General features: G+C 43.1%; 13 protein-coding genes and 1 pseudogene. 3 read left to right on the top strand and 11 right to left on the bottom strand.

Features of this window, described 5'->3' with window-relative positions:
• Positions 1-20: 20 nt before the first annotated feature.
• Together AWM73_RS05600 and AWM73_RS05605 are read right to left on the bottom strand one after the other, a co-directional pair.
• A complete protein-coding gene (locus AWM73_RS05600; protein ID WP_013670128.1) occupies positions 21-515 on the bottom strand; it encodes a YtxH domain-containing protein in 495 nt (164 codons plus the stop codon).
• Positions 516-558: 43 nt separating this feature from the next.
• Positions 559-1,077, bottom strand: a complete 519-nt coding sequence (locus tag AWM73_RS05605; RefSeq protein WP_013668516.1) for a DUF948 domain-containing protein — start codon at positions 1,075-1,077, stop codon at positions 559-561.
• A gap of 167 nt (positions 1,078-1,244) precedes the next feature.
• Between AWM73_RS05605 and AWM73_RS05610 the strand changes: the two genes are divergently transcribed.
• Positions 1,245-2,132 (top strand): mechanosensitive ion channel family protein, encoded by an 888-nt coding sequence (locus tag AWM73_RS05610; RefSeq protein WP_060778456.1) that lies wholly within the window; start codon positions 1,245-1,247, stop codon positions 2,130-2,132.
• Between the two features lie 596 nt (positions 2,133-2,728).
• On the opposite strand, the gene AWM73_RS05615 is transcribed toward AWM73_RS05610, so the two are convergent.
• Genes AWM73_RS05615 through racE form a run of 3 tightly spaced genes read right to left on the bottom strand, consistent with a single transcriptional unit; the run spans position 2,729 to position 4,665 of the window.
• Positions 2,729-3,229: a metallophosphoesterase gene (locus AWM73_RS05615; RefSeq protein ID WP_060778457.1), complete on the bottom strand. Its 501-nt coding sequence runs from the start codon at positions 3,227-3,229 to the stop codon at positions 2,729-2,731.
• Positions 3,226-3,840 carry an XTP/dITP diphosphatase gene (locus AWM73_RS05620; RefSeq protein ID WP_060778458.1) on the bottom strand — a complete coding sequence of 205 codons (615 nt, stop codon included), beginning with the start codon at positions 3,838-3,840 and terminating at the stop codon, positions 3,226-3,228. Before AWM73_RS05620 ends, AWM73_RS05615 begins: the two co-directional genes overlap by 4 nt.
• Positions 3,841-3,843: 3 nt before the next feature.
• A complete protein-coding gene (gene racE / locus AWM73_RS05625; protein WP_060778459.1) occupies positions 3,844-4,665 on the bottom strand; it encodes a glutamate racemase in 822 nt (273 codons plus the stop codon).
• 355 nt (positions 4,666-5,020) lie between these two features.
• Here racE and AWM73_RS05630 point away from each other — a divergent pair, with 355 nt between their 5' ends.
• Together AWM73_RS05630 and mgsA are read left to right on the top strand one after the other, a co-directional pair.
• Positions 5,021-6,241 carry a sodium/glutamate symporter gene (locus AWM73_RS05630; protein WP_060778460.1) on the top strand — a complete coding sequence of 407 codons (1,221 nt, stop codon included), beginning with the start codon at positions 5,021-5,023 and terminating at the stop codon, positions 6,239-6,241.
• A 95-nt stretch (positions 6,242-6,336) separates the two neighbouring features.
• Positions 6,337-6,804 (top strand): methylglyoxal synthase, encoded by a 468-nt coding sequence (gene mgsA, locus AWM73_RS05635; protein ID WP_060778461.1) that lies wholly within the window; start codon positions 6,337-6,339, stop codon positions 6,802-6,804.
• 75 nt (positions 6,805-6,879) lie between these two features.
• Here mgsA and AWM73_RS05640 read toward each other — a convergent pair whose 3' ends face one another.
• The 6 genes and pseudogenes from AWM73_RS05640 to nagE form a co-directional block, all read right to left on the bottom strand.
• Positions 6,880-7,308 (bottom strand): hypothetical protein, encoded by a 429-nt coding sequence (locus AWM73_RS05640; protein WP_060778462.1) that lies wholly within the window; start codon positions 7,306-7,308, stop codon positions 6,880-6,882.
• A gap of 247 nt (positions 7,309-7,555) precedes the next feature.
• On the bottom strand, positions 7,556-7,870 hold the full coding sequence (gene trxA / locus AWM73_RS05645; protein ID WP_060778463.1) for a thioredoxin: 315 nt from the start codon (positions 7,868-7,870) through the stop codon (positions 7,556-7,558).
• A 159-nt stretch (positions 7,871-8,029) separates the two neighbouring features.
• Positions 8,030-10,416, bottom strand: a pseudogene (locus AWM73_RS05650) (endonuclease MutS2).
• Between the two features lie 457 nt (positions 10,417-10,873).
• Positions 10,874-11,443 (bottom strand): CvpA family protein, encoded by a 570-nt coding sequence (locus AWM73_RS05655; protein WP_060778464.1) that lies wholly within the window; start codon positions 11,441-11,443, stop codon positions 10,874-10,876.
• 15 nt (positions 11,444-11,458) lie between these two features.
• Positions 11,459-12,037 carry a cell division protein ZapA gene (locus AWM73_RS05660; protein WP_060778465.1) on the bottom strand — a complete coding sequence of 193 codons (579 nt, stop codon included), beginning with the start codon at positions 12,035-12,037 and terminating at the stop codon, positions 11,459-11,461.
• A gap of 126 nt (positions 12,038-12,163) precedes the next feature.
• Positions 12,164-13,648, bottom strand: coding sequence for an N-acetylglucosamine-specific PTS transporter subunit IIBC (nagE, locus tag AWM73_RS05665; protein WP_060778466.1), 1,485 nt, complete (start codon positions 13,646-13,648; stop codon positions 12,164-12,166).
• Between the last annotated feature and the right edge of the window lie 12 nt (positions 13,649-13,660).

Raw genomic sequence — 13,660 nt, forward strand, 5'->3', positions numbered from 1 at the left:
CTTTTTATTTATCTTAAGCCTTATTTTTTAGCTTGGCTCTTGGCTTCTTCTTTGCCGTCTTTAGCTTCTTTTTTAGCGGTGTCCGCAACGTCTTTTGATTTTTCTTCGACTTCTTTACCTGCTTTTTTAGCTTCGTCTTTGGCGTCTTGAGCAGCTTCATCGACATATTCCTTGGTGTAGTCGTAAGCTTCCTTAACGTCGTCTTTAGCCTTGTGGTATTGTTCGTTGGCTACACGGCCAGTTTCTTGTAGGGAGTCTTTAAGAGTGTCAGCACTTTCTTGTAAGTTAACGCGGATGTCGTTAGCTGCATCTGAAGTGGCTTCGTAGATAGTGTTTCCTTTTTCAATAGCAAGATCAGCATAGTCCATAGCTGTGTCCTTTAAGTTGTTCGCTTGGTCATTGATGTCTTGACGTAATTCTTTACCAGATTTTGGTGCGAATAATAAAGCTGTTACAGCTGCTGCTGATCCACCAATAATTGCTCCGAGTAAAAATGCACCTGTTTTATTTGACATAAGATATACTTCCTTTCCTTTTTAACACATTCACTATATTAGGCTAAAATGCCTTGGTTTCAGATTGTTCTTGGGCCTTACGCATGTCGCGTTTTTTCTTAAGTAATTTAGCTGATTTTCCAATCTTTTCAAAACCAGAAACCTTAGGATCAACCTGGCTATTTTCACTGGCTTGACGCACTTTCTTATAACCCGCTTTGGCTTGATCAACTTTTTCATCCGCTTTATTGGTGATATTCAATACCAAATCGCGGGTAGAATCATTCACATCGGAAATGGAAACTCCAACATCTCCCACTGCTTGGAATAAAGGATCAACCTTAGCTACCTTACCGTTAACGTCTTCCAGTAGTTGGTTGGTCTTATTAAGTAGGCCTTGAGCTTCTACTGAGATACCGTCGACATCGCGTCGGAGAACGGCAATTGTTTTATTGGCCTCATCAACTGTATTCACAACTTCTTTAACAGTTTGTGTCAATTGACGGATAAATAAAACAAGAAAAACCACTAAAACAGCGAAGGATACTGCAGCAATAATTGCCGCTATCTCACTCCATGTCATGCTATACATCACTCCTCACATTTTTAAGTGACTTTCTTATTTTTAATATACCTATATGATACCATTTTTTACCTATAATACAAAATATAATCGCTTCCAGTGGCTTGGCTTTACCTTTATTGAAATAACGTATAAACTATATCTATGAACAAGAAAGGAAAGTCTCAATGCAATTCATCAGTCAATGGTTCACTAATTATCTTGGCAATATCGATATTGAAAGTATTTTATCCCACTTACTCACCACCCTCTTACAATTAGTTCTCACGGTAGTCTTGCTATACATCATTCGCCGGATTACGGTGCGTTTGATTAATACCTACTTTGATAAAACTGCCCGTTTTTCTAACAATAACTACCGGTCAAAAACCATGAAAGCCTTGCTAACAAATATTACCCAGTATGTCTACTACTTCCTGCTTGGTTACTCTACCCTAGCCATTCTTGGCGTCCCAGTTGCCACGCTCTTAGCTGGTGCTGGGATAGCCAGTATTGCAGTAGGTATTGGTGCCCAGGGCTTGGTGACCGACATGGTCAACGGCATGTTCATTCTGCTAGAACACCAGTTAGACGTTGGTGATTCTGTAGTGATCGACCAAGTCAGCGGGATCGTGGAAAAGATTGGGATTAAAACCACTGTTGTTCGTGGATTCGACGGGACCATGAATTTTATCCCTAACCGCCAAATTGAAGTGGTAGTCAATAATTCCCGAAACCCTATCCGTAGTGAAGTCGATCTGTCTTACTTTGCTGATACCGATATCAATGAATTTGTCGCTGTCATTAAGAAACGTCTTGATGATTTGGCTCCTGACAAGAACCTGTCTAAGCCACCGGTTTTACTGGGAGTGACTCGCAATGTTGACCATCAACTTATTTATCGAATCCGCTTCTTTTGTGTGAATGGTAGCCACGAAGATATCCAAAGTAAGTATTACGAAGAGCTCACCAATGCTCTAAGAGAAGCAGGTATAGAACAACCTGACTCCCAAAGAGCGGTCTCTCATATCAGCGTCGATTATAAACATGCCGAAAGTAAAAACGAAGACAAATAAAAAGCCATGACGATCGTCACTGGCTTTCTACAGTAAGATATTTTTTTAGACAAACTTATAGGCTGGAGAGAAATTTCCAGCCTTTTTCATATATTTAGTTTAGGCAAGATCTATACTTCCATTGATCTTGCTCTTTGGCTCCAGTTTCTATAGCTGTTCGAAGCGCTAGCGAGTTACAGATATAGTATGCGTAGCTCTCTCCCCTCTTGTTGCGCTTGTCACACTCTATTCCAAACCTGCTCCAAGCGCAAGGCAAACGTCCACTTCGCGAAATGTCAACGAATCCTCTCCGTGAATTCTTTCGCCTTTTCACTCCAGTGGTCTTGCCTTTTGGCGCGCTTGTCGCACTCTCTACTAAACGTGTTCCAAGCGCGAGGTGAGCTCCATTTCAGAAGTCCTTGCAAATCCTCCTAGAGGATTTACTGCGAACTTCTTCCAATGGTCTCCCCTCTTTTTGCGCTTGTCGCACTCTTCTCAAACCTGCTCCAGTCACAGGACGAACGTCCACTTCAAAAACTGGTAACGCTCAGCTTAGCTGAGCTTATCCCAGTTTTCTCCAGTGGTTTCGTCCTTGGTTGTGACTGTCGCACTCTAATCTATGGCAGGAATTTTTCGGGGACTTTTTCGCCGTTTCTTTGGTAGAAGGTAACTTCTTCTTGGTCAGCTTGCCAGTCTAGGATGGCATAGGTGGGGATGAGATAGTTGCCACGGGGGAAACGTACGGAACCTGGGTTAATTAAATGTACCCCATCAAGGACCTGGTCATCCATGATATGCGTGTGACCATAGACAGCAATTTGACAGCCTTGTTTCTTGGCACATTCAGCGTATTTCTCTACCCCAGCCTTGACGCCATAGAGATGACCGTGGGTATATATCAACCGGCCTTCTGGTGTGTCTATAATCCGCTCAGGCTGGTAGGAGCCAAAATCACAATTGCCCTTCACCGGTTCGATCACATTCCAAATACTGTCGCTAGGATCTAATTCAGAGTCACCGCAATGGAGCATGAGGTCGACTTGATCTTGGTAGCGTGCAACCAGGTCTGATAAGATTTGGCTATCCCCATGACTATCTGAAATTAGTAATATTTTCATTGCAATTCCACCTTTCCTGCTTCAATATCGGCTTTGAGTTGGGCCATGGCTTGGCCACGGTGACTGATCTTATTTTTTAAGTCAGGATCCATTTCGGCTGTAGTTTTTTGGTAGTCTGGAACATAAAAGATTGAATCATAACCAAAGCCGTTACTCCCCCGCTCTTCCCTTAGGATTTCTCCGGACAAGTGCCCAATATAATGTTTATAGATTTGCCCATCCGAATGACTTAAGACCAAGGCACAAGTGAATTGGGCCTGACGCTTGCCATCAGGAACAGCTTCCATGGCCAATAAGACTTTTTGCCGGTTAGCTTGATCATTCTTGTCTAAACCGGCATAGCGGGCCGAATAGATTCCTGGTTCCCCGTTGAGGGCTACAATTTCCAAGCCAGAGTCATCAGCGATAGTGGGAACCTGTAAGCGTTTTGCTGCCGTACTGGCCTTTTGACTAGCATTTTCTAAAAAGCTGGATCCCGTTTCCGGAATGTCATCAATGTCCGGATAGTCTAAGAGGGTTTTGATAGTAAAACCTAAGGGGGCAAACAATTGTTGGAATTCCCTGGCCTTGCCAGGATTTTTGGTGGCGATTAAAAGATCATTATTAGCCATGGTCTACTCCTTTTTTGCTTCTAATTGACTGAGGGGAATCCGACTGACCGGAATGTCTTTTTGCAGCCAGGTTTTGGCAATGTCCTTAAACAGGGCCACCCCTCCGGTAGTATAAAACTGATAAGTGGCGGCTTCCGGGTTCCATGAAGATTCCGCTAGATTATAGAGGTCGAGAATTGCCGAAACATCACTCACGGTTTCAGCTCCGGAATTGACCAAACGTACCTCTGGGCCCATGAATTTTTGGATCAGTGGAGCTAATAAGGGATAATGGGTGCAACCCAGAATCAAGGTATCGATAGCTGTCTGTTTCAAATCATAAAGGCTTTCGGCCACGATTTTTTTAGCTATCGGCGAGGAATATTGGCCACTTTCTACTAAAGGCACGAATTTGGAACAGACCAAGGGATACAAGGTTAAATGCTTGTTATGGTCTAGTAAAACATTTTGATAGAAATGACTATTGATGGTAGCTTCAGTAGCCAAAATCCCGATATGGCCGTTTTCACTATAACGGTTTGCTGCCCGGGCACCGGGGTGGATCACACCGATGACCGGAATATTCACCCGTTCACGAATCCGTTCCAGTGACACTGCTGTCGCGGTATTACAAGCAATCACAAGCATTTTAATATTTTGCTCCAAGAGAAAATCAACTAATTCTTGGGTGAATTCGTTAATTTCCGCCACTGGCCTAGGCCCATAAGGACAGCGGGCATTATCCCCAATATAAATTATCGACTCATTGGGCAACTGGCGCATAGCTTCTTTGACAACAGTTAATCCACCCACTCCTGAATCGAGAAAACCAATGGGACGCTTCATGGTGACACTCCTAACAATAAAAAGTCAAATCAATACTCCTATTATAGCAAAAGTGTTTTTCTAATTATAGTAATCCCTTAGCTAAAAATATTGAGATCCAGTGACCTAACATAAGCGAGTCATTTCTAATGTTATTTTTTATTACATTTTTTTCAGTCTTTAAAAGAGGTAAGCTTCCGATAAGCCTTAATTTGATCGCTTTTTCTCTGCTATTAATTGGCAATGATTTACCTAGTAAGTGGACCAATATGATATATTAAATGACATAATTAATGACATTAATTTATAAGACATGGTATTATAATTATAAGTACTTATTTACATACAATGTTCAATCATATTGAGGAGCGATTATATGATTACAATTAATTTTGATATCGTTCAGACACTCGGCCTCGCAGTGCTTGCCTTATTTTTTGGTAAGTGGATGACCAATGTCTTTCCGGTGCTCGAAGAATATTCCCTGCCCCCTGCCATTGTAGGTGGCTTAGCCTTTGCCTTAGTCAATATGTTCCTACGCTTGACTAACCTGGTCACATTTAACTTGGACACTTCCTTATCTACCCTATTTATGGTGGTATACTTTACCACAATTGGTTTTTCCGCTAGTATCCAAGCCTTGTCTCGGGCTAAGGGTGTGGTGATGAAGTTCCTCTTTATTGCCATTTTAGCCATCTTTATCCAAAATATTCTGGCCCTGGTTCTGGGGAAATTCCTAGGTATTTCTGGCCCCTTAGCCCTATTGCTCGGTTCTCCAGCCTTAGTCGGTGGCCCAGGGACGGCGGCAGCTGTCTCCCCTACCATTGTCAACTTGGGTTACGACAATGCCACCTCAGTAGGGATTATTGCAGCTACTCTGGGAATTGTGTTGGGCTCACTTTCTGGTGGCCCAATTGCCTCAGGTATTGCCAAAAAATACTCCCTATCCGCTAAAGATGACAATGCCTCGGCAAATACCAGCAACCGCTACCACCGCCATCCCCAACACCAACGCTTAACCGCTGAACGGATTGGTTATATGTTGTATGGCACCTTACTCGTCATTTTTGTGGGAACCTTTGTCACCGAAATTATTAACACCGTAGTGGGTAAATTAGTGGGAGGAATCACCTTCCCCGTTTATATTGGCCCAATGATTGTGGCAGCTACCGCTCGTAATATCTCTGACGCCAAGGAACGGCCTATCCTTGATGATGCCGCTCTGGATGTAACTTCAGATATTTCACTCAATCTCTTTCTGGCCCTAACCATGGTGGGATTAGAGTTATGGACCATTATTGATATGGCCCTACCGATGCTTTTAATTATTGTGGCAGAAACACTAGTTACTCTGGCTTTTGCTCGTTATATTGTCTTTTATACGATGGGTAAGAACTACGACTCAGCCGTGATGACCGCAGGATTTATTGGCTTCGGGATGGGGTCCTCCTCCAATGCCATGGCCTGCATGCGGCAAATCACCCATGAATATGGCGCTAGCCCATTAGCCTTTCTTGCAGTTTCTATCGTAGGGGCACTCTTTATTGACTTTATCAACATCTTTGCTATCTACGGCTTCATCCATCTGATTGCTTAAGGCAGTTAGTAGTCATCACTTAACTTTCTTTTCCCTAAAAATTTGTTTATGATATAAATGAACAATGTTCTATTACACAGGAAAGGAAGACCTCCATGCGGATAGCACTCATTGCCCACGACAGTAAGAAAGAATTAATGATCCAATTAACCACTGCCTACCAGAATATTCTAAGTCAGCATGACTTAGTGGCGACCGGGACCACTGGCAAGTGCATTAGTCAAGCGACTGGTCTCAAGGTCCATTGCTACCAATCTGGCCCCTTAGGCGGTGACCAGCAAATTGGTGCTGAAGTTTCACAAAATCAGATCGATTGCGTCATCTTCTTAAGGGATCCCCTAACAGCCATGCCCCATGAACCCGATGTGAATGCCCTGATTCGTCTCTGTGATGTCTATAATGTTCCCTTAGCCACCAATATTGGTAGTGCAGAAGTCCTAGTCCGCGGGCTTGGTGCGGGTTTAATTAATTGGCGAGCGAACTACGCCGATGGGGAAGTTAACCGCGATATCCGCGAAAACCTCAGTCACGGCAGCGTCAACCGCCCACTTAAAGAAGATTAAGCAAAATAATAAGGTCAACTCAGACTGCTCGATTAAGAGAAAATCCGAGTTGACCTTTTCTTTTTTACTTATTTTCTAGTGATCAACCAGCCGCCAGTTATGGTTATTCCAACATAATAGGCCTGACAAGACGAACACTGAAAGGTATAATCCATAGACGACAAAATCAGTATTTAACTGGGTTCTTGCCATCAAAAAGTCGTCAATAGGAAAGGCTGCGTAATAAATCGCATTCATAAAGATAAGGAAGAGCGCGTGTTTCTTCAAGGCTTGTTTGGCTTGAGAACTGCCCTCCTTAAAGTAAACGAGAAGACCTAAACTAAGCAGGAGAATGGAAAATAAACCGATAGCTGGGTAGGAAATCACTATCAGGGACAGCAATAATCCTCCTAGGGCTTCTAAAATTTCGGGGCTAGACATTACCCAGGCCAGACCTGACAAGGCAAAAATGACCAGGATATATATAAAGGGAATTGCATTTAAGAAACGAAGTAACTTAACCATCTGGATCATCTCCTTATTGGTGTGCTTTCTGAGCTTTACTAAGGTTTTCTTTCCCATATATTTTTAGTATAAATAAAAATCCGTCCATGTAAAATCATAAGTCTCAAAGAGAGTTATAAGATAAAAGTTTAAATTTGTGAACAAATCCGCCAGTCTCTAGAGCGAGTAACACTAAAAATTAAATAATAAATCCTCAGAATAATAAAAAAAGCGCCGCACTTAAATGCAGCACTCCTTTAACTCTTGCTTAGTCTAAATGGTTTTCAAGGATACTTTCCAATTTTTCTTTTGGTGTGTAACCAACCAGTTGTTCAACGACTTGGCCGTCTTTTTTAACGATTAAGGTTGGGATAGACATAATACCAAATTCACGTGGGGTTTCAGGATTTTCATCCACATCCATCTTAGCAAATTTTACTTGGTCGCCCATTTCTTCATCAAGTTGGTCAACAATTGGAGATTGCATCCGACAAGGACCACACCAAGTTGCCCAGAAGTCGATTAAAACGACGCCTTCACTAGTTTCTTCTACAAAATTTTGATCAGTTAATGTTTGTACCATTTAACTTCCTCCTCAAATTATTTCAATTAGTCACTCTGTGAGCAATGCTTTAAAGTGGCAGGGAATTGCTATTGACCATCCCCTCACTTTCAGGATTAATTATAGCATGTTCTCCCATTTAGCAAAAAATTTTTGCTTACTTTTATTTAGTTAAGGCTCCTAGTCGCCAAATTTAACAATAGTTGCCCCCTGGCCACCCAGGTTATGGGGAGCGTAGGAGAAGGACTTGACCCGTTTATTATTTCTCAAGTATTTCTGTACCCCGTCCCGGATGACTCCAGTACCGAAGCCATGGATAATCGTCACTTGGGGATAATTCGCCAACAGAGCTTGGTCGATATAACGGTCCAGGGCAGTCATGGCTTCTTCATAGCGCATCCCCCGGAGATCGAGTTCTGACTTAATATTCTTACTTTGACTAGCACGTACGCTACTCGAGCCCTTCTTGCCCTTAGACTTGGGTTGGCTCTTTTCTTGGAGCTCTAAGTCTTTTTCAGGGATTTCCATCTTCAGCATCCCCATTTGTACCAACCAGTGTCTATCTTCTCGTTCTTCCACCAAGGTTCCCATCTGACTATAAGGAATAACCTTGACTTCGTCACCAACTTCCAAACTTTTATGTTTTTTACGTTTTTGACGTTTGAGAACCTTGTTCTTTTTCAACTGTTCCTCTTCCTGGGTCAAGTTAGAAATTTGCTTTTGCTTGTCAATCATTTCATGTTCTTTGACGTTTTGGCCCTGAGGGTTATTCTTCTGCCATTCTCTAATATCACCCAAGAGCTTATCGGCCTTTTCCTGGGTCTTAGCCACCAGGTCGTTAGCTTCTCGCTTCGCCCGGTTTAAATAAGTAATCTTATCATTTTCCAGGGCTTGGTAGGCCTTCTTCAAATCAGTTAATAATTTATCAGCTTCTAGCAAATCATGGCTTAGGGCTTGGTTATCCCTTTCGTAGGCTTGACGTTTCTCATCCAAATCATCGATCATTTCGTTTAAGGACTGACTTTCTTCTCCTACATAATAGCGGGCCTCGTCCACGATGCCTTGGTCTAAGCCTAGGCGTTGGGAAATATCAAAGGCGTTAGAGCGACCCGGTTGACCGATTAATAGTCGGTAAGTCGGCGTCAGGGTTTTCTCATCGAATTCAACACTGGCATTAATCGCATTGGGCTCTTCAAAGGCATAGGCCTTGAGTTCAGGATAATGGGTGGTCGCCAGAACCGTACAGCCCACTTGAGCAAGCCGGTTTAAAATCGCCATCGCCAGGGCGGCCCCTTCCTTAGGGTCAGTTCCTGAACCCAACTCATCGATCAAGACTAAGGACTGGTCATCAATCGCCTCTAGGATTGCGATAATATTGGTCATATGGCCGGAAAAAGTCGACAGGTTAGCTTCAATCGATTGTTCATCCCCAATATCAGCAAAGATACGGTCAAAGACCCCAATACGGCTATCGGCCTTGGCAGTAATATAGAGACCTGATTGTCCCATTAACTGCAATAAGCCAGTTGTTTTTAAAGTAATGGTCTTCCCACCGGTATTGGGTCCGGTAATGATTAACATGCGATAGTCGCCGTTAAAGCTAATGGTATTGGCCACTGCCGTCTTAGGATTTAACAAGGGGTGGACGGCTTCTTCTAAGTTCAAAGACTGGTGATCTTGGGCAATGAGAGGCCGATGGGCGCCCTGCTTTTTGGCATAGCGCCACTTGGCTTGGATGAAATCAAGTTGCCCCAAGATTTGGTTATTTTGATTTATTTCTTGACTATGGGGAGACAGGTTGGCTGATAATTCCGCAAAAATCCGCTCGATTTCCGCCTGCTCTTCGATCCGCAGGCTATGGACCTTATTATTGGACTCCATCACGACCTGAGGTTCAATATAGAGGGTCTGCCCTGAGGCACTTTGGTCATGAACCACGCCACCGAACTTGCGTCGGTATTCTTGCTTGACTGGTAAGACATAGCGATCATTACGGATAGTCACAATTTGGTCACTCAGATAGTCGGCTTGGCTAGATTTAATGATATTATCCAAACTCATCCGAATATGGGCCTCTTCCGCCTTGATGCTTTGACGAATACTGTGTAAGTGGCTGCTAGCTTCATCATAGACCGAACCATCACTTGAATAGCCTGGTTAATCTTTTTAGCCAGGTCCTTATGATTAGCAAAGTCACTCACATAGCCTTGCATCTGTTCAACGGCAAGGTCTAAGTCCTCGATCTCTTTGAAGAAATGACTGACTTCACTGACACTTTTCAAGACCCGACCCACATGGGCGAGTTCTTGGCCATTCAAGATGCCGCCGATATCTAAGCGTTTCATCAAGGGCCCCACATCAACTAATTGCCCCAGTGGCAAACTGCGTTGGGCTTCATCAATGCTTTGCATTTCATCAATATCAGTCAAAGCGGCTTCGATTTTTTCGGGTTCAGTCATGGGTTTAAGCTGTAAAGCTAGGTTTTTACCCAGGGCCGTCACGGTTTCTTTGGCGAGACCCCCGGTAATTTTATCGAATTCTAAGATTTTTTCTATTTTTTTATTCACAGAGATGCTCCTTTTTCACGATAAACTGACCATCTGATAAAAAAAGAGACTATGACAAAGTCCTAACTCTCTTCAAAATACTAACTTTCTAATCAAAATATGTTCCAAGTACAGCGCAAGCATTCGCTTCAGAAAATGGCACGAAATTCTCTAGTTGAGTTCGGACACCAGACTTGAAGTCACTTCAGAAAATTCCAACGCACAGACATGTCGAGTTCGGAAGGGTGAGGGGATGTCCTTTCAGAAAAGTTGAACGATCAGCAAGCTGATCTTATCATCTTTTCCTCCAAGGAATCTCCCTCACTAATCCTTCCTCACATCCTTATAGCTGTGCTTATGGTATTTTCTTCCAGAGATTCAAGTCTTTGACGGCGTCCTCTCATCCTGATTGAGAATTTTGACGCCCTTTTCTTCCAGTGGTCTTGCTCTTTAATGCACTTGTCACACTCTCCTTTAGCTAAATAGCGATTGCAATGCCGACAAACCATAAGTTAAAGACTTCATGGGTAAGGAAGGGGGTGCGACGGATAAAGAACTCTGCCACACTGTTATGACTTAAGAAGCCTTGCACACCTTCCAGTCCCAATAAAGACAGGATGGCAAAGACAAAAAACAAGGTGAACCAGGCAGTGATAAAACCAGTAAGGAAGCCTCCCAGGCTCAGGACTTTTCCTTGGCCTTTTCGATATTTTGAGGGTGAGAAGAGGTAAAGAATAAAACTCTTAATGACTTGGACCCCCACTAAAATAAGGGCAAAGGCCATGGCCCGGTAGTAAATTACATCCATATTAGTCAGGACTGCATCAGGATAGTATGAGAAGTCACTAGTCATGGAATAGCCGGGAAAAGGGATAATCAATTCTAACTTCTCCGCTAAAGGTAAAAAGTACTCCTTAGCCACAAAGAAGCTGACTCCCAAGGATAGGACCTGCAGAAGCTGCACGCCAAAAGTCCGGCGACTATAATCCATAATAGTTAAGGCAAAAAAAATCAGGACTAAGATTAAGGTAATGGTGGTATTAGACAAGCCAAGTCCTCCTTTCTAATCACGGGGCGTCTTGGAGAGGCCTTGGGCTTTCTTGGCTGCAAAGGGGTCATAGTAAACCGCAGAAGAGTCCGCTTTTTGCTTACCTTGACTTGGATTAGCCGACTTGGAAGTCTTTTTACCACTTTGCCCTTTGTTTTCACTCATCTTAGCTGCCTTGACTTGTCTCTGACTTTCACTAAGTAAACTTCGACTAGCTTGGCTATAGGAAGGTTGACTTTTAGCTTGAATCAGCTTGCCCCCTTCAGAAAAAGCCGTCAAATTAGGTTGTTGGACGCTTTGCTTCAGGGTTTCTAATTCCGACTCTAAGCGGGCTTTTTGCCGGCTTAGACGTTCAATTTGCTCTCTTTGGCTGGCTATTTCAGCTTCACTTTCCAACCAATTGGAAGTCGCATTGACAGCGACTAAGAGGGCCATTTTCTGATTAGAGAGAATCGAAGGTTTGCTTTTAATTTGATTCAAGGCAATATTCACCCGACGAACCACTTCTTCAATATGTTCTTCGGATTTATTGCCGACGATTTTTACAGTTTGTTTTCCAAAATGAGCGGTATATTCTTGCTGCGACTCAGTCATGAACAGTCTCCTTTCCTGAACATTTACTCCTTATTTTACCATTGACACGAGGGCTTGACTAGTCATTGCCTTAATAATAAAAAGAGCTGAGAAAGTTATCCCAGCCCTTAATCATTTTTATGAAAACTAGTTTTTATCTCGGCTTTTATCTGTTTCTAAAATCTCTTTTAATTCATCGGCAACAAACTGAACATCAGTACCGACTACGATTTGTAAATTATGTTCGTTCACTTTTCTTAAACCAGGGACACCGGTAGCCTTGATTTTTGCTTCATCAATGGCATTGCTATCCTTCAATTGCAGACGTAGGCGGGTAGCGCAGTTAGACACTATTTCGAGATTGTCTTTGCCCCCAAGCCCTTGGTAGATATTTTCAGCCATGACTTGGTATTTATCGCCAGTTTGGCTAGAAGCCTTAGCTGTATTGCTTGCTGTTTGGTCTGCTTCACTAACCGCTTCCCGTCCTGGCGTTTTAAAATCAAAACGGCGGATTAAGAAGTCAAAGAGGAAGAAATAAATAACAAACATGACTAGACCTAGAACAAGGATCATCCATTGGTTATTAGCCATAGGCATCCGCCAAGACAAGGCCATATCAATCAAACCTGCTGAGAAGGAAAAGCCTAGGGTTGCATGTAAGGCTGAGCAAATAAACAGGGACAAACCGGTTAAACAAGCATGGACTGCATAAAGGGCTGGAGCGGCAAACATAAAGGAAAATTCCAGGGGCTCGGTAATTCCAGTCACAAAGGCTGCAACAGAACCAGCAATCAGTAAGGAAGCAACCGATGCCCGATTTTCTGGGCGGGCATTCTTATACATGGCTAAAGCAGCCCCAGGTAAGCCAAACATCATAATCGGGAAGAAACCGGCTAGATAGCGCCCTGTCACCCCAGGTTCTCCTTGACTGGACCAGAAATTACCAATGTCATTAATCCCAATGGTATCAAACCAAAAGACATTGTTAACGGCATGGTGGAGACCAAAGGGAATCATCAATTTGTTGGTAATGCCGTAGATGCCAGCCCCGATATCCCCTAAGTTAGCGATTCCGGTTCCAAAGGCTACTAAACCACCATAAACAGTGGGCCAAAGGAAGAGTAGGATAACCGCTAAAAGTGCTGACAGAGCAGCCGTTACAATAGGAACGGCCCGTTTACCACTGAAGAAACCTAGCCATTGGGGTAACTTAACATTGTGGAAACGGTTATACATTTCCCCAGCAAGGACCCCAGAAATAATCCCTATGAAGACATTATTGATGGCTTTAAAAGCTGGGTTAACTTGGTCGATGGCTTGGCCGGTAATCCCACTTAAAATTTCCGGACTTAATAAGGTTGTGATCATTAAGAAAGAAACCGCCCCACTCAAGGCAGCTGCCCCATTATTATCTTCAGCAATCCCCATAGAAATTCCCAAAGCAAAAAGTAGCGGCAAGTTATTAATCACGACTAAACCCGCTTGAACTAAGAAAGTCGCTAAAACGTTGGAACTTCCTTGTAAGGCATTCGCATCGATGGCATAGCCAGTTCCCATGAATAAAGAGGCCACTACCAATACAGAAACAGGCAGCATCAGGGACCGGCCGATTTTTTGTAAGTAATCTAACATATAAAATCTCTT

Source organism: Aerococcus urinae, assembly GCF_001543175.1.
GTDB lineage: Bacteria > Bacillota > Bacilli > Lactobacillales > Aerococcaceae > Aerococcus > Aerococcus urinae.

Bases quoted from the DNA above. Each gene is read 5' to 3' on its own strand.
- AWM73_RS05600 (WP_013670128.1), bottom strand. From the start codon at position 515: ATGTCAAATAAAACAGGTGCATTTTTACTCGGAGCAATTATTGGTGGA.
- AWM73_RS05605 (WP_013668516.1), bottom strand. From the start codon at position 1,077: ATGACATGGAGTGAGATAGCGGCAATTATTGCTGCAGTATCCTTCGCT.
- AWM73_RS05610 (WP_060778456.1), top strand. From the start codon at position 1,245: ATGCAATTCATCAGTCAATGGTTCACTAATTATCTTGGCAATATCGAT.
- AWM73_RS05615 (WP_060778457.1), bottom strand. From the start codon at position 3,229: ATGAAAATATTACTAATTTCAGATAGTCATGGGGATAGCCAAATCTTA.
- AWM73_RS05620 (WP_060778458.1), bottom strand. From the start codon at position 3,840: ATGGCTAATAATGATCTTTTAATCGCCACCAAAAATCCTGGCAAGGCC.
- racE (WP_060778459.1), bottom strand. From the start codon at position 4,665: ATGAAGCGTCCCATTGGTTTTCTCGATTCAGGAGTGGGTGGATTAACT.
- AWM73_RS05630 (WP_060778460.1), top strand. From the start codon at position 5,021: ATGATTACAATTAATTTTGATATCGTTCAGACACTCGGCCTCGCAGTG.
- mgsA (WP_060778461.1), top strand. From the start codon at position 6,337: ATGCGGATAGCACTCATTGCCCACGACAGTAAGAAAGAATTAATGATC.
- AWM73_RS05640 (WP_060778462.1), bottom strand. From the start codon at position 7,308: ATGGTTAAGTTACTTCGTTTCTTAAATGCAATTCCCTTTATATATATC.
- trxA (WP_060778463.1), bottom strand. From the start codon at position 7,870: ATGGTACAAACATTAACTGATCAAAATTTTGTAGAAGAAACTAGTGAA.
- AWM73_RS05660 (WP_060778465.1), bottom strand. From the start codon at position 12,037: ATGACTGAGTCGCAGCAAGAATATACCGCTCATTTTGGAAAACAAACT.
- nagE (WP_060778466.1), bottom strand. From the start codon at position 13,648: ATGTTAGATTACTTACAAAAAATCGGCCGGTCCCTGATGCTGCCTGTT.